The organism is Marinobacter zhejiangensis, from assembly GCF_900114775.1.
In the GTDB taxonomy this organism is placed as follows: domain Bacteria; phylum Pseudomonadota; class Gammaproteobacteria; order Pseudomonadales; family Oleiphilaceae; genus Marinobacter; species Marinobacter zhejiangensis.
The window spans coordinates 148,622-166,640 of sequence record NZ_FOUE01000002.1; the positions used below are offsets into that span (position 1 = coordinate 148,622).

General features: G+C 60.3%; 18 protein-coding genes. 11 read left to right on the top strand and 7 right to left on the bottom strand.

Translation table 11 applies throughout. From position 1 onward, the window contains the following. Window positions 1-3: 3 nt before the first annotated feature. Genes BMZ67_RS06160 through BMZ67_RS06175 form a run of 4 tightly spaced genes read left to right on the top strand, consistent with a single transcriptional unit; the run spans window position 4 to window position 3,393 of the window. A complete protein-coding gene (locus BMZ67_RS06160) occupies window positions 4-828 on the top strand; it encodes an SDR family oxidoreductase (protein WP_092021082.1) in 825 nt (274 codons plus the stop codon). 28 nt (window positions 829-856) lie between these two features. After that, the gene (locus tag BMZ67_RS06165; protein ID WP_092021083.1) at window positions 857-1,921 is read left to right on the top strand and encodes a phosphotransferase family protein; all 1,065 of its coding nucleotides are present in this window, start codon (window positions 857-859) and stop codon (window positions 1,919-1,921) included. Next, window positions 1,921-2,610 (top strand): histidine phosphatase family protein, encoded by a 690-nt coding sequence (locus BMZ67_RS06170; RefSeq protein WP_092021084.1) that lies wholly within the window; start codon window positions 1,921-1,923, stop codon window positions 2,608-2,610. The genes BMZ67_RS06165 and BMZ67_RS06170 overlap by 1 nt, the downstream gene beginning before the upstream one ends. A gap of 12 nt (window positions 2,611-2,622) precedes the next feature. Then, complete coding sequence (locus BMZ67_RS06175) at window positions 2,623-3,393, top strand: SDR family oxidoreductase (protein ID WP_092021085.1); 771 nt, start codon at window positions 2,623-2,625, stop codon at window positions 3,391-3,393. 105 nt (window positions 3,394-3,498) lie between these two features. Here the strand turns inward: BMZ67_RS06175 and dacB are convergent, their stop codons facing one another. Next, window positions 3,499-4,947, bottom strand: coding sequence for a D-alanyl-D-alanine carboxypeptidase/D-alanyl-D-alanine endopeptidase (gene dacB / locus BMZ67_RS06180; protein WP_245749926.1), 1,449 nt, complete (start codon window positions 4,945-4,947; stop codon window positions 3,499-3,501). Window positions 4,948-5,318: 371 nt separating this feature from the next. Between dacB and BMZ67_RS06185 the strand changes: the two genes are divergently transcribed. After that, window positions 5,319-6,089, top strand: a complete 771-nt coding sequence (locus BMZ67_RS06185) for a glutathione S-transferase N-terminal domain-containing protein (protein WP_092021087.1) — start codon at window positions 5,319-5,321, stop codon at window positions 6,087-6,089. Between the two features lie 22 nt (window positions 6,090-6,111). On the opposite strand, the gene dkgB is transcribed toward BMZ67_RS06185, so the two are convergent. Then, on the bottom strand, window positions 6,112-6,924 hold the full coding sequence (gene dkgB / locus BMZ67_RS06190; RefSeq protein WP_092021088.1) for a 2,5-didehydrogluconate reductase DkgB: 813 nt from the start codon (window positions 6,922-6,924) through the stop codon (window positions 6,112-6,114). A gap of 157 nt (window positions 6,925-7,081) precedes the next feature. Between dkgB and BMZ67_RS06195 the strand changes: the two genes are divergently transcribed. Further along, complete coding sequence (locus BMZ67_RS06195; protein ID WP_092021089.1) at window positions 7,082-7,495, top strand: GFA family protein; 414 nt, start codon at window positions 7,082-7,084, stop codon at window positions 7,493-7,495. Between the two features lie 37 nt (window positions 7,496-7,532). Here BMZ67_RS06195 and BMZ67_RS06200 read toward each other — a convergent pair whose 3' ends face one another. The 3 genes from BMZ67_RS06200 to BMZ67_RS06210 form a co-directional block, all read right to left on the bottom strand. Further along, entirely contained in the window at window positions 7,533-8,654 is a 1,122-nt protein-coding gene (locus tag BMZ67_RS06200) for a PQQ-dependent sugar dehydrogenase (protein ID WP_092021090.1), read from the bottom strand. Between the two features lie 93 nt (window positions 8,655-8,747). Beyond that, window positions 8,748-10,556 carry an ABC transporter ATP-binding protein gene (locus BMZ67_RS06205; RefSeq protein ID WP_092021091.1) on the bottom strand — a complete coding sequence of 603 codons (1,809 nt, stop codon included), beginning with the start codon at window positions 10,554-10,556 and terminating at the stop codon, window positions 8,748-8,750. Window positions 10,557-10,654: 98 nt separating this feature from the next. Then, on the bottom strand, window positions 10,655-11,113 hold the full coding sequence (locus BMZ67_RS06210) for a YaiI/YqxD family protein (protein WP_092021092.1): 459 nt from the start codon (window positions 11,111-11,113) through the stop codon (window positions 10,655-10,657). A 228-nt stretch (window positions 11,114-11,341) separates the two neighbouring features. Between BMZ67_RS06210 and pdhA the strand changes: the two genes are divergently transcribed. From pdhA to BMZ67_RS06235, 5 genes are all read left to right on the top strand, one after another. Beyond that, window positions 11,342-12,418 (top strand): pyruvate dehydrogenase (acetyl-transferring) E1 component subunit alpha, encoded by a 1,077-nt coding sequence (gene pdhA / locus BMZ67_RS06215; RefSeq protein WP_092021093.1) that lies wholly within the window; start codon window positions 11,342-11,344, stop codon window positions 12,416-12,418. After that, window positions 12,415-13,392, top strand: a complete 978-nt coding sequence (locus tag BMZ67_RS06220) for an alpha-ketoacid dehydrogenase subunit beta (protein WP_092021094.1) — start codon at window positions 12,415-12,417, stop codon at window positions 13,390-13,392. Before pdhA ends, BMZ67_RS06220 begins: the two co-directional genes overlap by 4 nt. After that, entirely contained in the window at window positions 13,389-14,498 is a 1,110-nt protein-coding gene (locus tag BMZ67_RS06225) for a dihydrolipoamide acetyltransferase family protein (RefSeq protein ID WP_092021095.1), read from the top strand. The genes BMZ67_RS06220 and BMZ67_RS06225 overlap by 4 nt, the downstream gene beginning before the upstream one ends. Window positions 14,499-14,537: 39 nt before the next feature. Beyond that, the gene (locus tag BMZ67_RS06230; protein WP_092021096.1) at window positions 14,538-15,191 is read left to right on the top strand and encodes a class I SAM-dependent methyltransferase; all 654 of its coding nucleotides are present in this window, start codon (window positions 14,538-14,540) and stop codon (window positions 15,189-15,191) included. Between the two features lie 68 nt (window positions 15,192-15,259). Next, window positions 15,260-15,592 (top strand): TfoX/Sxy family protein, encoded by a 333-nt coding sequence (locus BMZ67_RS06235; RefSeq protein ID WP_092021097.1) that lies wholly within the window; start codon window positions 15,260-15,262, stop codon window positions 15,590-15,592. On the opposite strand, the gene BMZ67_RS06240 is transcribed toward BMZ67_RS06235, so the two are convergent. Both BMZ67_RS06240 and BMZ67_RS06245 read right to left on the bottom strand, forming a co-directional pair. Continuing rightward, the gene (locus BMZ67_RS06240; protein WP_092021098.1) at window positions 15,579-16,526 is read right to left on the bottom strand and encodes a patatin-like phospholipase family protein; all 948 of its coding nucleotides are present in this window, start codon (window positions 16,524-16,526) and stop codon (window positions 15,579-15,581) included. The genes BMZ67_RS06235 and BMZ67_RS06240 overlap by 14 nt on opposite strands. Beyond that, window positions 16,523-18,019, bottom strand: coding sequence for a flavin-containing monooxygenase (locus BMZ67_RS06245; RefSeq protein WP_092021099.1), 1,497 nt, complete (start codon window positions 18,017-18,019; stop codon window positions 16,523-16,525). The genes BMZ67_RS06240 and BMZ67_RS06245 overlap by 4 nt, the downstream gene beginning before the upstream one ends.

Genomic DNA, 18,019 nt, shown 5'->3' on the forward strand with positions numbered 1-18,019 from the left:
GTCATGACACAACGAGTTTTTATCACAGGTGGTGCCAGTGGGTTGGGTAAAGCACTGGCCCTGCGTTACGCGAAAGAAGGTGCCCGGGTCTGCATTGGTGATATCAATCCAGAGCAGGGGGCAGAGGTCGAACTGGAAATCCAGGCGGCTGGTGGCGAAGGCTACTACATTGATTGCGATGTCCGTCGTCTTTCTGACCTGGAGCGGGTCCGGGACGCCCTGGTGGAGAAATGGGGCGGCGTCGATGTCGTGGTCAATAACGCGGGCGTGGCCAGTGCCGGCACCATCGAAGACAGCTCGATCGGTGACTGGGAGTGGATTCTGGACATCAACGTTCTTGGGGTTGTCCGGGGCTGCAAGGCGTTTACCCCATTGTTCAAACAGCAGGGTCGTGGCGCCTTCGTAAATATTGCCTCTATGGCGGGGCTGATGCTGGCGCCGGTCATGAGCAGCTACAACGTGTCCAAGGCCGGAGTGATTGCCCTGTCGGAAACCCTGCATCAGGAACTGCGTGACTTTGGCATTCAGACCAGCTGTGTATGCCCGGCGTTTTTCCAGACCAACCTGGCTAGCTCCATGCGCTCAGACATTGCTGGAATGCAGCAGAACGTCAACAAGTTGATGAAGCGCTCCACCGTCACCGCAGAGGTGGTCGCGGACGATATCTATCGTGCGGTCTCGGCCGGTGAGTTCTGGGTGCTGCCCCATGCCAAGGAGCGTCGTTTGTGGCTTGTTAAACGCCATGCGCCCTGGGCGTTTGACTGGTTGATGCACCAAGAAAGCAAGCGTTGGATGAAGAAATTTGGCAGCCCGGCCGAGCAGGGCTGAGGGCCACCGCCCAAACAGGAGAGAGTGAATGACTCAGATTGATCAGGCCGGCGCCATTCGCGAAGGCGAAGAACTGGATGTCGCGGTCGTGGATCGCTTCATGAAAAACGCGATCCCGGGGTTGCAGGGTGAGATTCAGATCCACCAGTACCCGGGCGGTGCTTCAAACCTGACCTACCAGGTAGATTATGGCGACCGTTCCTTCGTGTTGCGGCGCCCGCCTTTTGGCAAGATCGCCAAGTCCGCCCATGACATGCTGAGGGAAGCTCGGGTCATGAAGGCGTTAAAGCCGGTTTACCCCTATGTCCCTGAGATTGTGGCGATCTGCGATGACCACGAGGTGCTGGGGTGCGACTTCTATGTGATGGAGCGCCTGAAAGGTGTCATCCTGAGGCAGGATTTCCCGAAAGGGCTAAACCTGGACGAAGCTGACACCCGCAAGCTGTGCCTGAGTGTGATTGACCGGCTGGTGGAGCTGCATCAGGTGGATGCCAAGTCTGCCGGGCTGGATTCCCTGGGTAAGGGCGCGGGGTACGTCCAGCGCCAGATCGGTGGCTGGAGCGATCGTTTCCGCAAGTCTCGCACGGAGGATGTGGGTGATTTCGAAGAAGTCATGACCTGGCTCCATGACAAAATGCCGGACGACGTCGCTCAATGCGTTATCCACAACGACTACCGTTTTGACAATGTGGTGCTGAACCCGGACAACCCGTTTGAGGTCATCGGCGTCCTCGATTGGGAAATGGCCACGATTGGTGACCCGTTGATGGATCTGGGCAACAGCCTGGCCTATTGGATTCAGGCAGACGATGAGCCCCAGATGCAGATCCTGCGACGCCAGCCCACCCACCAGCCCGGAATGCTGACCCGTCAGGAAGTGGTTGATTACTATCTCGAACGCTCCGGACTAAAAATCGCAAGCTTCGACTTCTATGAGGTCTATGGCTTGTTCCGCCTGGCGGTGATTATCCAGCAGATCTACTACCGTTATTTCCATGGTCAGACTAAAGATAAGCGCTTCGCCGGCTTTGGCATGGCAGCCAACTATCTGGAACAGCGTTGCCAGCGATTGATCAGGGAAAGCTCACTGTAATGGCGACCATCTACCTTATCCGTCATGGCCAGGCCAGTTTTGGCCAGGAAAACTATGACCAGCTGTCGCCTATTGGCTGGGAGCAAGGTCGGATTCTGGGGCGCTGGCTGGCTGGCAAGGTAACGCCGGGGGCTGTGGTAGGGGGGGGGCTGGAACGGCACCGGGAAACCGCCGAAGCAGTCGCAACCGGTTACGGCAGCGCCTTGCCGGACATGCAGGTGCTGGCAGGGCTCAACGAGTTTGATCACACCGAAGTGCTGACCCGGTTCCGCCCGGAGTGGGCAGAGCGTGCAGTGATGGCGCGGGATCTTGCGGCTTTCCCCAAACCGGCCAAGGCGTTTCAGGACGCATTTGTACAGGCCGTGGCGAGATGGGCCGGTGGCCAGCACGACCACGATTACGGTGAGGCCTGGCCAGCCTTCAAGGCACGCGTGCTTGTGGCGCTTGATGAACTGGTTGAGTTTGCTGATGGCACGGATGTCCTGGTGGCCACCTCTGGAGGGCCGATTTCGGTCATCGTGCAATCACTGTTGGGGCTGGACGATGAACGTGCCCTGAAGCTTAACGAAGTCATCGCCAACACCAGTGTTTCCCGAGTGCTCTATTCCGGATCACGGCGCAGCCTTTCCGTATTCAATAATTTCGCACACCTGGAGGCGGAAGACCCCGCCCTGGTGACGTTTCGATAATGAGGAACTGGAATGAATAAAACAGACCTGTTTGACCTGACGGGCAAAGTGGCCCTGGTCACCGGCGCGAGCCGCGGCATTGGTGAGAGTATTGCCCGTACCCTGGCGGCTTATGGTGCCCATGTGATTGTCAGCAGCCGAAAAATCGATACCTGTGAAGCGGTTGCCGCCAGCATCCGTGACAACGGTGGCAGTGCAGAAGCGTTTGCCTGTCACATCGGAGAGATGGATCAGATTGACGCTGTGTGGACCCATATCGAGCAGGCTCACGGCAAGCTCGATATTCTGGTTAACAACGCGGCGGCCAACCCGTACTACGGTCCCATTGAGGACACTGATCTGGGGGCTTTCCAGAAGACCATCGACGTCAATATTCGTGGTTACTTCTTCATGTGTGCCCGGGGCGCCCAGCTGATGAAGAAAGCCGGAGGTGGTGCCATCCTCAACGTCGCATCGGTGAATGGTGTGGCACCCGGACACTTCCAGGGGATCTATTCCATCACCAAGGCGGCGGTTATCTCGATGACCAAGTCGTTTGCCAAGGAGTTGGGGGCCGCCAACGTTCGTGTCAACGCGCTGTTGCCGGGGCTCACCGATACCAAGTTCGCCAGTGCCCTGACCACCAACGAGGCGGTCAAGAAGATGGCCCTGGCCCATATCCCGATGAACCGTGTGGCAGATCCGGACGAAATGGCCGGTACGGTTCTGTACCTGGTGTCCGGAGCCTCCAGCTACACCACCGGGGCCTGTGTCAACGTCGACGGTGGCTACCTGACGGTCTGACTGGTCGCTGGCTGAAGGCAACAAAAAAGCTGCATGGCGACCAACCATGCAGCTTTTTTTGTGTTGGGTGACGGGGCTCGGCGAGAGCCTGGATGAGGGCGCTCGCTAGGGTGCCCTAGACAATGTTGTGCCGACCGGTGGCCGGTGGTGCAGTGAGTACAGCACCCGGTCCAGAACGGCCTGACCATTCCAGGCGGGGTCGTCGTTGACCATGCCAACCACCACCCAGGTGGTGTTGTCCGCATCGCGGGTGAAACCGGCGATCGAGCGTACGTTTTCGAGGTAGCCGGTCTTGATGCGGCCTTCACCGTCCATGCCGGAGTTGCGCAGACGTCTAGCCATGGTTCCGTCCATGGCGATCAGTGGCATGGACGCCATCAGGTCGGCTGCAAACGGGCTGTTCCAGGCATTGAGCAGTATCTGGGCGCCTTGGCGAGCGGTAATCCGGCCGTGCCGGGTCAGGCCGGCACCGTTGTCAATTACCATGCCGTTGGTGTTGATGCCCTTGCCATCGAGCCAGTCGTAGATGGCCCGGATACCCGCTACGCGGTCATCCTCTTCGCCATCAATCCGGTTTTCGGCGCCAATGGTCAGTAGCAGCTGACGCGCCATCACGTTGCTGCTCCACTTGTTGATGTCCCGAATGGTGCTGACCAGATCCGGAGAGGTGATGCGGAGCATCAGCCGGGCATCCTCGGGGGTGGTCTCGAGGCGGTCAGTGCCTTGCAGCGTGACCCCGGTCTCTGCCAGCAACGAGCGGATCAACGCCGCGCTGTATTGTTCATGGGGCAGCAGGGACAGGTAGGCTGACGTGCGGCAGCCCTGGGGCAGGGAACCCGTAACCCGCACCGTCACCCGGTTGTCATTGTCGAACACCGGCTGCCACTCAAACTGACGCCGGGAGGGGCAGGGGCCTTCGGCGGTGGCGGTGACCCGGTTATCGATCACCACGGAATCAAGGGCTGGCGAGCTCCAGGCCTGAGTGCCCCGCTCATCGGCCCGGACCTGGAAGTGGAGCAGGTTCAGGTTGGCGAGGTAGCCGGAAGGTTCAACCAGAAATGGCGCATAGGGGTTGTTGCCATTGTCCTCAAACGACGGCAGGCCTTCGGGTAGCTGGAACACGTTGCCATCCAGAACCAGGTCCCCGGTGATGGTGTCGATGCCCATGCCGCGGAGCTCACGCAGGGTGCTCCACAAATCGTCGATGGTCAGTTTGGGATCGCCGCCGAACTTGACGTAAAAGTTGCCATCCAGGGTGCTGCCCCGGAGTTCGCCGTCGGTGTAGAAGTTGGTGTTCCAATGGTGAGTCGGGCCGAGGATCTCGAGGGCGGCGTAGGTCGTCACCAGCTTCATGATGGAGCCGGGGCTCATGGTCTGGTCGGCATTGATGTATTGCTCGATACCGGGGCCGTTCATTGGAATGGCGGCCACGCTGAGGGCATTGTCGTTGTTCAATGCCCGGTGCGCGTAGTCGTTGACCTGGGTGCTCCAGGCGCGGGCCGCCGGCTCGCCGGCACTCACGGCGGCAGCAGAAACCAGAAACCATGAGGCCATGACCGACGCCAGCCAGCGTTTGACCGGTTTGCGGGACGCATCGGGGCCAGAAATTACGGCCGGTTTGGAGCTTGAGGGTCCGGTAAGCAGCATAGTCATTTGCCAGAGGAAGTCGTGATTGTGAACTATCCCTAACCTTAGCCGAAAACTCCGGATCATACTATGTGGAAAACTTCTACATGACGTTAAAAAATGCCAGCAGTGTCATTGTTTCCATTGCATTTTTGTTTCTTGGTGTAACGGGCTTTTGAATCAGCGGGTTAGCGACCAAACCGTGGTTTGACCAGCTGTCGGGGATCCGCGAGCCAATGGAAAATCGCGAGCCAGCGTGATAATGGCGGTATAACGAATGACCCAGAACAGGAAACAGCATGCCGAACGTACTGACACACAATATTAATGTCCTGGCTTCCGTCACCACGTCCTCCCTGACCGCTTGGCGAGGCTGCATGGTGGTCAGCCAGGCAGAGCAGCCAGAAAAACCGTTGGTACTCTACGACATGGAAGCCTGCCCCTATTGCCGGCGGGTGAGGGAAGTCCTGACCGCGCTGCACCTGGATGCCGACATCCGCCCCTGCCCCAAAGGTGGCACCCGGTTCCGGGATGAGGCCAAGGCCATCGGTGGCAAGCTCCAGTTCCCGCTCTTGGTGGATGAAAACACCGGCAAAGTGCTCTACGAGTCCAGGGATATCGTGGAATACCTGTTCCGCCAATACGGTGGTCGCCCGGTACCACGGGTGTACCGGGCTCGCGCCTATCAGCCGGTATTGGGGTCGGTGGCATCTGCTGCTAGCGGGTTGCGTGGCATGCGGGCCAAGCCGGCCAAGGCACCGGAGCAACCGCTGCACCTGTGGAGCTTTGAGGGTAGCCCGTTTGCCCGACTGGTACGGGAAAGGCTGTGCGAGTACGAGATTCCCTACACCGTCCACAACATTGGCAAGGAACACTGGTCGGAGCTGGGGCCCGCCAAACAGCGGATCAAGCCCGGCACCTACCAGCCGCTGCCTGGCGGCAAACGGGAAATCTTCTTTGGCCGGCACCAGCGGGTACAGGTGCCGTACCTGGAAGACCCCAATACCGGTGCAGCGATGTTTGAGTCTGCCCAGATCCTCAAGTATCTGGACGACACCTACGGTTCCTAAGCCATCAGGTTCGAGGCCGTTTTCATTGATCCCAGGCAGGGGCAAACGGCGGGTTGGCCAGTCGCTCGCCCCGGTCCAGGCGGTCTATCACGTTCAGTTCTTCGGGCGTCAGCTGCAGGGTGAGGGCGTCCAGGTTGGCCTTCAGGTGCTCATCCCGTGTCGATGACGGAATGGGCACAACCCCCCTCGATACAACCCAGGCAATGGCCAGCTGCGCTGCTGAGACATTGCGCTTGCGCGCCAGTTCTGCCAACGCCTGGTTCTCCATCACCCGCCCGACGGCCAGTGGCATATAGCCAGTCACCTGGATGCCCAGGGTCTGGGCATGATCCACCAACTTGCGGTTGGCCAGGAACGGATGCACTTCAATCTGGTTGGTCAGGATAGGGTGTTCCCCAAGGATCTGCCTGGCCTCATCCATTTGTGCGATGGTGAAGTTTGACAGGCCGATGTGATCAGTCAGGCCTTCATGCTGGGCCCGAAGCAATGCCATCAGATAGTCGGCCATGGGCACTTCGTTATCTGGCGACGGCCAGTGAATCAGGGTCAGGTCCACATGATCGGTTTTCAGGCGTTGCAGGCTCTCTTTCAGGCTTGCCACCAACCGGTCAGGGTGTAGGTTGTCGTGCCAGATTTTTGTGGTTACAAAGATCTCCCGGCGGGGAATGCCGCTTGAGGTAATGCCGTCGCCGACTTCGGCTTCATTGTTGTAAGCCTGGGCCGTATCAATGTGCCGGTAGCCCAAAGACAACGCACGTTTGACCGTATCCCTGGCGGTATCACCGGTAAGACGGTAGGTGCCCAGCCCAATGGGGGGGAGCGCATCGAATGACATGACCAGGTCTCCTTGACGGTTGAGTGTAATCAGCGGGAGTGTCAGTTATACCGTGGACCCTGTGTGCTGGTTCTTCAAGGTGGGGAGGGGTATCATTTCGTCTGATTTCAGCCCCGCTTTGCTGGGGGCACTTTCACGTTTTAGCCTGAGGTAATTCATGGTCACCGGTCACTGCCTGTGCGAAGCGGTCAAATTCGAATACCAGGGGCCGTTGGGGCCCATCTCCCTATGCCATTGCAGTCAGTGTCGCCGAGCTCACGGCAGCGCGTTCTCAGCCAGCGCTCCGGCCCAGAAGGTGCATTTCCGGTTGCTGTCTGGAGAGGAACTGGTTCGCGAGTTTGAATCCCGTCCGGGCAAATTCCGGGCCTTTTGTGGCCAGTGTGGTAGCCCGATCTTCAGCCGGGTCGATGCTATTCCCGGTATCCTGCGGCTGTCGGTGGGATTGATGAACGAGCCATTGCCCAAGGCGGCGGAGTCACACGTGTATGTGGGCTCAAAGTGCAACTGGTTTGCCATTACCGATGACCTGCCCCAATACGAAAAGACACAGCGCGCAACCGATCCTCACTGACCTACTTTCCTCACTGGCCTACTTAAGGGTGGCGGCTCTACTCCGCCACCAGCCGCAGTACTTCCCCGTTGCTTTCGTCGGTCAGTAGCCAGATCCGGCCATCCGGCCCCATGCGCACGTCGCGGATGCGGCGGCCGAATTCGGTGATCAGATCTTCCTCCTCAACCACCTGGTTGCCTTCAATGCGTAGCCGTACCAGTTTCTGCATCTTGAGTGCGCCAACAAACAGGTCGCCCTGCCAGGCTTCCACATCTGTCCCGGTGTAGAAAGCCATCCCCGAGGGTGCAATGGACGGATCCCAGTAATGCAGGGGCTGCGCCATCCCCGGCAGTGCTGTGTTGTCGCTGATGGCAAAGCCGGAATAGCCGATGCCGTAGGTGATGGCTGGCCAGCCATAGTTGGTACCTGGCTCCAGGATGTTGATCTCGTCGCCTCCCCTGGGGCCATGTTCATGGGTCCAGATAGCTCCGCTGTGGGGGTGTCGTGTCATGCCCTGGATGTTGCGGTGGCCGTAGCTGAACAGGGTTGGGCGGTGGTTTGGGGTCTGCAGGAACGGATTGCCCGGTGCGGGAGCGCCATCAATGGTGATGCGGTGGACGGCACCGGCATCGTCATTGGTATCCTGAGCCCTGGGGCGGTCGCCCCGGTCGCCAACGGCGATATACAGCAAACCAGTCTGGTCAAACGCCATGCGCCCGGCGAAATGGTGGGAAGGGCTGGAGCGGGGAAGTGCCTCAAAGATAACCCGGACGTTGGTCAGGCGGCCATCCTCAAGCTGTGCCCGGCTGACTCGGGTGGTTTTGCCATCGGCATTCTCATGGGCGTAGCTCAGGAACAGCAGGTGGTTGTTCTCAAAGTCCGGGTGGAGCACGACATCGAGCAACCCGCCTTGGCCGGATACCACCAGGTCTGGCACGCCTTCAACAGGTTGTGCCTGTAATTCATTATTGCTGATCAGGCGCAAGCGGCCAGCCCGTTCGGTGACCAGCAGTGACCCATCCGGCAGGAACGCCAGGCTCCAGGGGTGCTCCAGCCCGGATGCCACACTTTCCAGGCGAAAGCTGGCTTTGTCGGAGTGATAGATGTCCGGGGCGGCGGTGCAGGCCGTCGCCACCGCCAGCAGGGTGGCGACGAGGGTCCATTTCAGGGTGTCGGGCATTGTGCGGTGTCTCCTGGCCATGACAAGGCATTCTGGTTGGGGCCTGTCAGTCACCATAGCACTGCCGCGTTACATCGTCAGTCCGTCAGGCCATCAGGCCGGTGTTGGACATTCGCTCTGGCCAGTCTGCACCCGCCACTGCGCGGCGTAAGGCCCGTTCTTGGCCAGCAGTTCCGTGTGGCTGCCCAGCTCCCGCACCTGGCCATCATCAATCACCGCGATGGCGTCCGCATCCACGATGGTGGACAGCCGGTGGGCAATGACAATGACCGTTCGATTATGACGGATGTGCCGTAGCGACCGCTGTATGGCGGCTTCGGTTTCGTTGTCTACTGCGCTGGTTGCCTCGTCCAGAATCAGGATGGCCGGGTCGGTCAGCAGTGCCCGGGCCAGGGAAAGCCGCTGGCGCTGGCCGCCTGACAGACGTACGCCGCGCTCGCCAACAGGGGTATCCAGACCATCAGGCAGTTGCTCGATAAATCCCCAGGCTTCCGCCTGACGGGCAGCGGCAATGATGTCATCAAGGCCGGCCTCCGGGCGGCCATAGGCGATGTTATCGCGGATGCTGCCCTCGAACAGGTAGACGTCCTGGCTCACCAGGCCGATGGCCTGACGCAGGGACTTCAGGCTGATGGTGGAGATGCCAATGTCGTCGATGGTGATGTTGCCCTGCTGAGGGTCGTAGAACCGCATCAGCAGTTTGATCAGGGTGGATTTTCCTGAGCCGGTGGTACCGACAAGGGCCAGGGTGTGACCGGCGGGAATGGCGAGGGAGATACCGTCCACGCCAGCGGTGCCATTGGGATAGTGGAAGCTCACATTATTGAAGGCAACGGCACCGGACACCGGGTGGGGCAGGGTATCGGACGCGGTGTCCGTTACCTTCACCGGCTCTGCCAGCAAGTCGAGAATTCGCCGGGTGCTTGCCATGGCCCGTTCAAACAGGTCCACCACGGTGGCCAGGCCGGTCAATGGCCACAACAGGCGTTGGGTCAGGAATACCAGCACCCCATAGGCACCGACATTCAGTGTGCCTTCCAGGGCCATCATGCCGCCCACGGTAAAGGTGGCCAGGAAGCCCGCCAGGATGGCCATCCGGATGACCGGGATAAAGGCAGAGCTGACCCGAATGGCCTGGCGGTTGGCGGTCACGTAGGCCTCGCTGCTGTTGCGCAGGCGCTCCGCTTCCCGTTCCTCGGCGGTAAAGCTCTTGATGGTCGCAATGCCACCGAGGTTGTTGGCTAGGCGGTTGGACAGGTCACCTACTTTTTCCCGTACATCCGCGTACAGGGGCCCCGCCTTGCGCTGGAAGTAAAACGCGCCCCAGATGATCAGGGGAATGGGGGTAAAGGCCAGCAACGCCACCAACGGCGACAGGATGAAGAACACCGCGCCGACTGCGATAACGGTGACCACAACCTGGATCATGGCGTTGGCGCCCCCGTCCAGGAAGCGTTCGAGCTGGTTGACATCGTCGTTCATGGTGGCCACCAACTGCCCGGAGCTGCGGCTCTCGAAGAAACTCATATCCAGACGCTGGACGTGTTCGTAGGCGTCCTGACGCAGATCCGCCTGAAGCCGCTGGGCGAGGTTTCGCCAGAGGATCTGGAACAGGTATTCAAACAGCGACTCTCCGGCCCAGACGAAGAAGGTCAGGGCGCCCAGCGCCAGAATCTGTGATTGGGCCGAATCAAAGCCGAGGGAGGCCACGAAGCTGGTTTCCTGGTTGACCACCACATCAATGGCAACGCCAATCAGGATCTCCGGGGCGATGTCAAAGAGCTTGTTGATGATGGAGCAGGTGGTGGCGGCCAGAATCTGGCGACGATAGCCGCGAGCATAGCGAAGCAGGCGCGCCAGGGCGGCAAAACTGCTGGTGGTCTGGCTGGCGGCGTTGGTCATGACGGTCTCCGTTAGAGGCGGAAAACCGGAAGGCTACTCGATTTCCTTATTTATTAAAAGAGAATCATTATCAATAAATTTGGTTCGACAGGCGCTTATCAAGACCGCTTCTTGATGTTCTTCTGCAGCCAGCGGTCGAGCTGGTCAGCAAATTCCTTGCGGTCGCTTTGGGAGAATGCCGAAGGGCCTCCGGTAACCTGACCGGCATTGCGCATCTCCTCCATGAAGTTCCGCATGGCCAGTCGCTGACGGATGTTTTCCCTGGTGAATGCCTGACCCCTGGGGTTAAACACATCGGCGCCTTTCTCGATGGCGTCTGCGGCCAGTGGAATGTCCTGGGTAATCACCAGGTCGCCGGCGCTGAGCTGTTCAACGATTTCATTGTCGGCCACATCAAATCCCTGCATTACCTGGCGGGTCTTGATAAACGGACTGGGTGGCACCCGGATCGCCTGGTTCGCAACGAAGGTGGTCTGGACCTTCCAGCGATCGGCAGCCCGGCAGAGTATTTCCTTGATCACGACAGGGCAGGCGTCGGCATCGACCCAGATAGACATGGTGCGGTTTCCTTGCAAATGAACAGCCCCTAAGCATACCCGGAGTTAACGGCCAGCGGAATTGAGGCGGGTTGAATATCTGCGGGGCTGCGACTAAACCTTTAACTGATAGCTCCAAAGAAAGTCCCAAGCAAGGCGTGTGATCCGCGCCTGACGATAACCATCCAACCGATGCTACGAACAGGTCCGCCACAAGCTGACGTCTGCCGTAGTGTGAGGGAGACTGGGATGAAAGAGCGCTACGAATTCCATGTGGATAGCCTGCGTTACCTCGATGAGCAGGGGTACGCCCTGGGCGATTTGCCTGAGGTTGCCGAAGATACTGACCGTTTGCTGTCTGCCTATGCCAACATGGTGTTGGCCCGCACCTTTGATACCAAGGTTATTGCCCTCCAGCGCACTGGCCAGTGCGGTACTTACCCCTCGGTTCTTGGCCATGAAGTCATAGGCACGGCCATTGGCCAGTCCATGGCAAAGGACGATGTGCTGGTGCCTTACTACCGGGACCAGGCTGCCCAGATTCTCCGCGGTGTCACCCTGACGGAACTGCTGCTCTACTGGGGCGGTGACGAACGGGGCAGCGCCTGGGCTCACTGCCCTCAGGATTTGCCCATTGCAGTGCCGATAGCCACCCAGTGCTGCCATGCCGTGGGGGTTGGAACCGCATTCCGTATTCGCGGGGAACACCGGGCCGTGGTGTGTTGCCTGGGGGACGGTGCCACCTCCAAGGGAGACTTCCTTGAGAGCGTGAACCTGGCCGGAGCCTGGCATCTGCCGGTGGTGTTTGTGGTTAATAACAACCAATGGGCGATCTCCACCCCCCGCAGTTTGCAGAGTGCCTGCGAGACTATTGCCCAGAAGGCCATCAGCGGCGGTTTGCCGGGGCATGTGGTTGATGGCAATGACTACTTTGCCGTCACCGAGGCACTGGAAACAGCCCTGGACCGGGCCCGCCATGGCAAGGGGGCGACGGTGATCGAAGCGGTCACCTACCGCCTTGGGGACCATACCACTGCGGACGATGCCACCCGCTATCGCAGCGCCGAAGAACTCAAGCATGCCTGGGAGCGCGACGGGGTGAAGCGGATGCAGAACTACCTGCACCGCGAAGGCTTCTGGGATGCGGAGCGGGAGCAAGCACTGCAGGCCGACTGCAAGGGTCTGGTGGAAACCGCGGTGAAGGCCTATCTGGCCACCCAGCCGGAACCGCCCACGGCGATTATCGATTACCTGTTCGAGACATTGCCGGCTGCCCTGCAGGCGCAACGGGATCGTTTGGTTGCCGGGGCGGGAGGTGAGCAATGACTGATGTCACCCTCATTGAAGCGGTCAATATGGCTCTCGCCTGGGAGATGGCCCACGACGAGACGGTGGTTGTACTTGGGGAAGATGTGGCCACCAATGGGGGTGTTTTCCGCGCCACAGTCGGGCTTCGGGAGCGGTTTGGCTACAAACGGGTGATGGACACGCCGTTGGCTGAGAACCTGATTGCTGGGACGGCGGTCGGCATGGCGGCCCAGGGTCTCAAACCCGTGGCGGAATTCCAGTTCATGGGGTTTATCTATGCCGGAATGGATCAGATGATCTGCCACGCCGCCCGTATGCGTAACCGCACCCGTGGCCGCTTGCACTGCCCGGCGGTCTTCCGTGCGCCCTTCGGCGGTGGCATCCATGCCCCGGAGCACCACTCTGAAAGCACCGAGGCGCTGTTTGCCCATATTCCCGGCTTGCGAGTCGTCATTCCCAGCTCTCCGCAACGGGCTTACGGCCTGCTGCTGGCCGCGATCCGCAATCCGGACCCGGTGGTGTTCCTTGAGCCCAAGCGAATCTACCGGGCGGTTACCCAGGCGGTGGAAGACAATGGCGAAGCCCTGCCCCTGGACACCTGCTTTACCCTGAGGGAAGGCGAGGACGTGACCCTGATCAGCTGGGGGGCGTCCCTGGTGGAAACCCTGGCTGCCGCCGATCAGCTGGCGGTTCAGGGGGTGTCTGCCGAGGTGATCGACGTGGCCACCATCAGTCCGCTGGACCGGGAGACCCTGCTGTGCTCAGTGGCCAAGACCGGGCGGGCGGTCATCGTCCATGAGGCCTGTCGCAACGGCGGCGTTGGCGCCGAGATTGCGGCTTCGCTGGCGGAGGGGGCCTTCCTCGATTTGCAGGCGCCGGTGGTGCGAGTCACCGGCTATGACACGGTAATGCCGTACTACCGTAACGAACAGGTATATCTGCCCCAGGTGGCGGATGTGGTCCAGGCCGTGGAGCAGGTGATTGCGCTATGAAACATTTCAGGTTGCCGGATCTGGGGGAAGGGTTGCCAGAGGCAGAAATTGTCGAGTGGCATGTCAAGGTCGGGGACTCAGTGGAGGTGGACCAGGTTCTGGTATCAGTGGAAACCGCCAAGGCCATCGTGGAGGTGCCATCCCCCATGGCCGGCGTGGTTGCCAAGCTGTTTGGCGAGCCCGGAGACATCATCCACACCGGTGAGCCCCTGCTCGGATTTGAAGGGCAGGGCGATGACAGCGGAACGGTGGTGGGAGAGCTCAAGCGCGCAGACGCAGGCTCCAGCGAGGATCAGTTCATCATCGGCGCGGCGGCCTCAAGCCGCCAGGCCCGTCACCATCGTGCTACGCCCGGAGTGCGGGCATTGGCGGAGCGTCTGGGGGTCAGTCTGGAGTCGATCAAGGGCAGCGGCCCCGGTGGCTTGATCACCAATGATGATGTCCATCGCCAGGCCAGTCACCAGAAGGCCCTTGGCGATGCCGAAGCGTTGCGTGGACCACGCCGGACCATGGCCAAGAACATGTCGTTGTCCCATGCCCAGGTGGTACCGGTATCGATTTTCGAAGATGTGGATATTGGTGATTGGAAGAACGGTACGGACATCACCATGCGCCTGGTCCAGGCCATTGCCAGGGGCTGCGAGTTGGTGCCGGAACTCAATGCCTGGTTTGATGGCGACAACCTCAGCCGCCGCTTACTCGATGAGGTTCATGTGGGGATTGCTGTCGATACGCCGGAGGGCCTGTTCGTGCCGGTGTTGCGGGACGTTAACCACCGAACCCAGAAAGATTTGCGCCAGGGGCTGGAGAACCTGCGCCAGGCCGTGGCAAACCGGAGTATTCCACCTCAGGAAATGCAGGGGGCGACGATTACCCTGTCCAATTTTGGGACCATGGCAGGGCAATACGCCAACCCCGTGGTCACTCCGCCCCAGGTCGCCATTGTCGGCGCCGGGCGCATCCGGGAAAAAGTGGTTCCCCATGAGGGAGCACCGGCCGTTCGGCGGGTGATGCCGCTGTCGCTAACGTTCGATCACCGGGCGGCGACCGGTGGCGAAGCTTCCCGGTTCATCGCCGCCATGCTGGAGACGCTGGCGAAACCGTGATCCTTGCGCTTGCGGGCGAGTCGGGTAAGACTAGGCGCCATGACGCCTCCCTCTTATTGTACCGTTTGCCATCAGCCAGGATTGCGGCCTTTTCTCACCGTGCGGGACGTGCCGTATTGGCGCTGTGAAGGCTGCGAAGCCACCCTGATGGACCCCGGCCACTGGCTCGACCCTGCCCGTGAGAAGGCGGTCTACGATCTTCACGACAACCACGCCGAAGACCCGGGCTATCTCCGTTTCCTGGGCAAGCTCAGCGAGCCATTAATGGAACGCCTGCCTCCTGGCGCCCAAGGCTTGGAGTTCGGGTGCGGTCCTGGCCCGGTGCTGGCGGGTATGCTGCGTGAGCGTGGGTTTGGAGTGACTCTCTATGACCCCTTTTTCCATCCGGATGCGTCCGCGTTGGGTCATACCTACGACTTCGTGACGTGCACGGAGGTTGTCGAGCACCTGCACGATCCCTGGGGAACCTTTGCCCAGCTTGATGCCCTGCTGAAACCCGGCGGCTGGCTGGGTGTGATGACCTGTTTCCAGACCGACGACGCCCGGTTTGCCAACTGGCATTACCGGCGTGACCCGACCCATGTGGTGTTCTATCGCGAGTCCACCCTGGCCCACGTTGGTGACCGGTTTGGCTGGACCCTGGAGGTGCCGGCCAAGGACGTGGCCCTGTTCCGGAAACCATCGTCGTCCTGATACCCGCGGGCTGGCCTGAAGGTTCGCCCCAATTACAGCCCCAAACGTTGCCCAAGGAGGGCTGATAGGTGAGCGAATATACCGACTACCTGCAGGAAGTGTTTGCGCAGTTTGGCCCGATCCGGGTCAAGCGTATGTTTGGTGGTTATGGTGTTTACCACGACGACCTGATGTTTGCGCTGGTGGCTGACGAGGTCCTGTACCTCAAGGCTGACGATCAGTGTCGGCCGGCATTCGAGCAGGCTGGGCTGCCCCAGTTCGAATACCCCAAGAACGGGAAGTTGGTGAAAATGTCGTATTACCAGGCCCCCGAGGACATGATGGAAGATCCCGAAGAGGCCGCGGAATGGGCGCGCCGGTCATTCGACGCGGCGCTGCGGGGACGGGTCAAACCCCGTTGATTGCATTGGCCACCGCTTCCGGGGCATTGAGCAAGGCGCGGGAGAGAACGCCATGGCGCCGCTCTGGGTCCATCATGTTGTAGCCAATCGCCGTCAGGTCCGTCGAGCCGGGCTCCAGGCGAATAACCCGCTTCCCGGCAGCCCGCAGTAGCCGTTCCTCCCGGTCAACGATTCTGGTCATGTACCGACGTACCTGTCTTTCCAGCACTTTTAAGGGTGATACCGGGCGATCGGGCTGGCGTGAGGCCATGGGGGCAAGAATGATGACCTCATCCACTGATTGGTTGGCCAACAGGTCGGCCGACGTAGGAGATGCGACGCCGCCGTCAATGTAGCGATGCCCATTGATGGTGACCGGTGGGCACCAAAGCGGAACGCCGTAGGAAGCGCACACTGCATCGCTGAGTGTCGCGAGCGGAGCCAGCGCCTTGCCAAACGCCACTCGCTCGCCACTGTTGGTATCCACAGCCATGATCCAGGTATTCGGGTGTTTGACCCACTCTCCTGCAGGGACAGCTCGGTCAATCAGCTCCCGGAATGGGGTCATGTCAGATTGACCGGTGGGCAGCAGTCCGCAGAGGGCGGTCAGAGCGGAGGTTTTACCCCGCAGCCCCCGGGTCAACAGCCGGCCACCGGTGAAGTGCGCCGCTGGCAGCGGCGGCAGGGCCCCGCCAGTATCGGTGTCGTGGTTCCACTGGCACTTCCTGGCGCTGCCGTGCTGGCAAGCCAGCAGGGTTGAGACCGGGGTTCCGGCGCCCAGCAGCGCCGCAATCACGGCGCCGGCTGAGGTACCGACGAGGACATCGGCGGTGCGGGCGTCCCAGTCCAGCTGCTTTTCCAGTTCCGCAAGCATGGCAATGGTCCAGGCGCCGCCGGCAACGCCCCCGCAACCCAGCACCAGTGCTCGTTTGGGGGTGGCTAGGGTAGTGTTCATGGCTGATCTCCGAAGACGGGTTGGCTGGCGGGTGTCAGGTGATAGTTGTCGGCATCGAAGGTCTTGAGCAACCGTTGCATTTTGAGGGTATTCCAGGGGAAGCCAACGCTGTTGAGCCCGTGTTTGTCCAGGTAATAGCTGGAGCATCCGCCGGTATTCCAGACCGTGCCCTGAAGGTCCTTCTGTACCTTACGGTTATAGCGGTCCTGGATCTCTCTGCGAATGTCGAATCGAGCCAGTTGGCGGTCTCGCAGGGTGGTGAGCGCGTCGACAATGTAGTTGAGTTGGGATTCGATCACGATGAAGGCGGAGTTGTGGCCGATCCCCAGGTTGGGACCCAGCACCATGAAGGCATTGGGCAATCCGCTGATGGTGGTTCCGCGATAGGCCTGCATACCGTTCTCCCAGAGTTGGGACAGGGACTCCCCGGCATTGTTGTAGATACGCTCAGCAATCGGTGGCTCGGTCACATGGAAGCCGGTACCGAGGATCACCGTATCGACCTCTCGCTCGGAACCATCCTGGCCCACCAGGGTTTTGCCTCGAACCTCCTTCAAGCCGGTCGCGAGTACCTCTACATTGGCCTGGTTCAGGGCTGGGTAATAGTTATTGCTGAGCAGGACCCGTTTGCAGCCGAGGGTGTAGTCCGGCGTTAGTCTGGCGCGAAGCTCCGGGTCCTTTATGGTGAACCGCAAGTGAGCGAGCCCCAGCTTCTGGGCCTGACGCAGCATGGCAGGGTGACGGAAGCCGACACCGAAGGTTTCGAAACCGGCATACAGCAGTTTGCGCCAGGCCTTGAGCGTCCCGGGTAGGCGGAAGAACGTCTCTTCCACTCTGGGGATCGGGTGGTCCGGCTTTGGCAGTATCCATTGGGGCGTGCGCTGGAACAGGGTCAGCTGTTCCACCACCGGTTGAATTTCCGGAACGAACTGGATGGCGGAAGCGCCCGTTCCAATCACCGCCACCCGCTCGCCGGTCAGGTTGTGGTCGTGGTCCCAGCGGGAGGAATGGAATACCTTGCCGGGAAAGTCCTGAAGCCCCGGAATGTTCGGTACGATGGGTTCGTGGAGGTAACCGGAACAGACGATGATCGTTCGTGCGAAGTAGATTTGACCAGATGTCTGGACCTCCCAAAGGCCTTGGGCTTCCCGCCACTGCGCTCGCTCTACCGCCTGGTTGAAGTGGATGTAGTCGCCGATACCATGGCGCTCGGACACGCCGCGCACGTAGTCCAGAATTTCCGCTTGGCCGGCAAAGGCCCGGGTCCAGTCCGGTTTCTGGGCGAAGGAATAGGAATAAAGGGCTGAAGGCACATCGCAGGCACACCCCGGATAAGTGTTGTCGCGCCAGGTTCCACCCAGATCGGCGGCTTTTTCCAGAATGGCGATGTTGTCGATTCCGGCCGCTAGCAGGCGGATTCCAGCACCAATTCCACTGACTCCGGCACCAATGATAATGACATCGTGGGTGAGGGGTGAGGTGTGCGCAGACAT

Excerpts from the sequence above, each read along its gene's own strand:
- BMZ67_RS06160 (WP_092021082.1), top strand. The coding sequence starts at position 4 with ATGACACAACGAGTTTTTATCACAGGTGGTGCCAGTGGGTTGGGTAAA.
- BMZ67_RS06165 (WP_092021083.1), top strand. The coding sequence starts at position 857 with ATGACTCAGATTGATCAGGCCGGCGCCATTCGCGAAGGCGAAGAACTG.
- BMZ67_RS06170 (WP_092021084.1), top strand. The coding sequence starts at position 1,921 with ATGGCGACCATCTACCTTATCCGTCATGGCCAGGCCAGTTTTGGCCAG.
- BMZ67_RS06175 (WP_092021085.1), top strand. The coding sequence starts at position 2,623 with ATGAATAAAACAGACCTGTTTGACCTGACGGGCAAAGTGGCCCTGGTC.
- dacB (WP_245749926.1), bottom strand. The coding sequence starts at position 4,947 with ATGGCCTCATGGTTTCTGGTTTCTGCTGCCGCCGTGAGTGCCGGCGAG.
- BMZ67_RS06185 (WP_092021087.1), top strand. The coding sequence starts at position 5,319 with ATGCCGAACGTACTGACACACAATATTAATGTCCTGGCTTCCGTCACC.
- dkgB (WP_092021088.1), bottom strand. The coding sequence starts at position 6,924 with ATGTCATTCGATGCGCTCCCCCCCATTGGGCTGGGCACCTACCGTCTT.
- BMZ67_RS06195 (WP_092021089.1), top strand. The coding sequence starts at position 7,082 with ATGGTCACCGGTCACTGCCTGTGCGAAGCGGTCAAATTCGAATACCAG.
- BMZ67_RS06200 (WP_092021090.1), bottom strand. The coding sequence starts at position 8,654 with ATGCCCGACACCCTGAAATGGACCCTCGTCGCCACCCTGCTGGCGGTG.
- BMZ67_RS06205 (WP_092021091.1), bottom strand. The coding sequence starts at position 10,556 with ATGACCAACGCCGCCAGCCAGACCACCAGCAGTTTTGCCGCCCTGGCG.
- BMZ67_RS06210 (WP_092021092.1), bottom strand. The coding sequence starts at position 11,113 with ATGTCTATCTGGGTCGATGCCGACGCCTGCCCTGTCGTGATCAAGGAA.
- pdhA (WP_092021093.1), top strand. The coding sequence starts at position 11,342 with ATGAAAGAGCGCTACGAATTCCATGTGGATAGCCTGCGTTACCTCGAT.
- BMZ67_RS06220 (WP_092021094.1), top strand. The coding sequence starts at position 12,415 with ATGACTGATGTCACCCTCATTGAAGCGGTCAATATGGCTCTCGCCTGG.
- BMZ67_RS06225 (WP_092021095.1), top strand. The coding sequence starts at position 13,389 with ATGAAACATTTCAGGTTGCCGGATCTGGGGGAAGGGTTGCCAGAGGCA.
- BMZ67_RS06230 (WP_092021096.1), top strand. The coding sequence starts at position 14,538 with ATGACGCCTCCCTCTTATTGTACCGTTTGCCATCAGCCAGGATTGCGG.
- BMZ67_RS06240 (WP_092021098.1), bottom strand. The coding sequence starts at position 16,526 with ATGAACACTACCCTAGCCACCCCCAAACGAGCACTGGTGCTGGGTTGC.
- BMZ67_RS06245 (WP_092021099.1), bottom strand. The coding sequence starts at position 18,019 with ATGTCTGCGCACACCTCACCCCTCACCCACGATGTCATTATCATTGGT.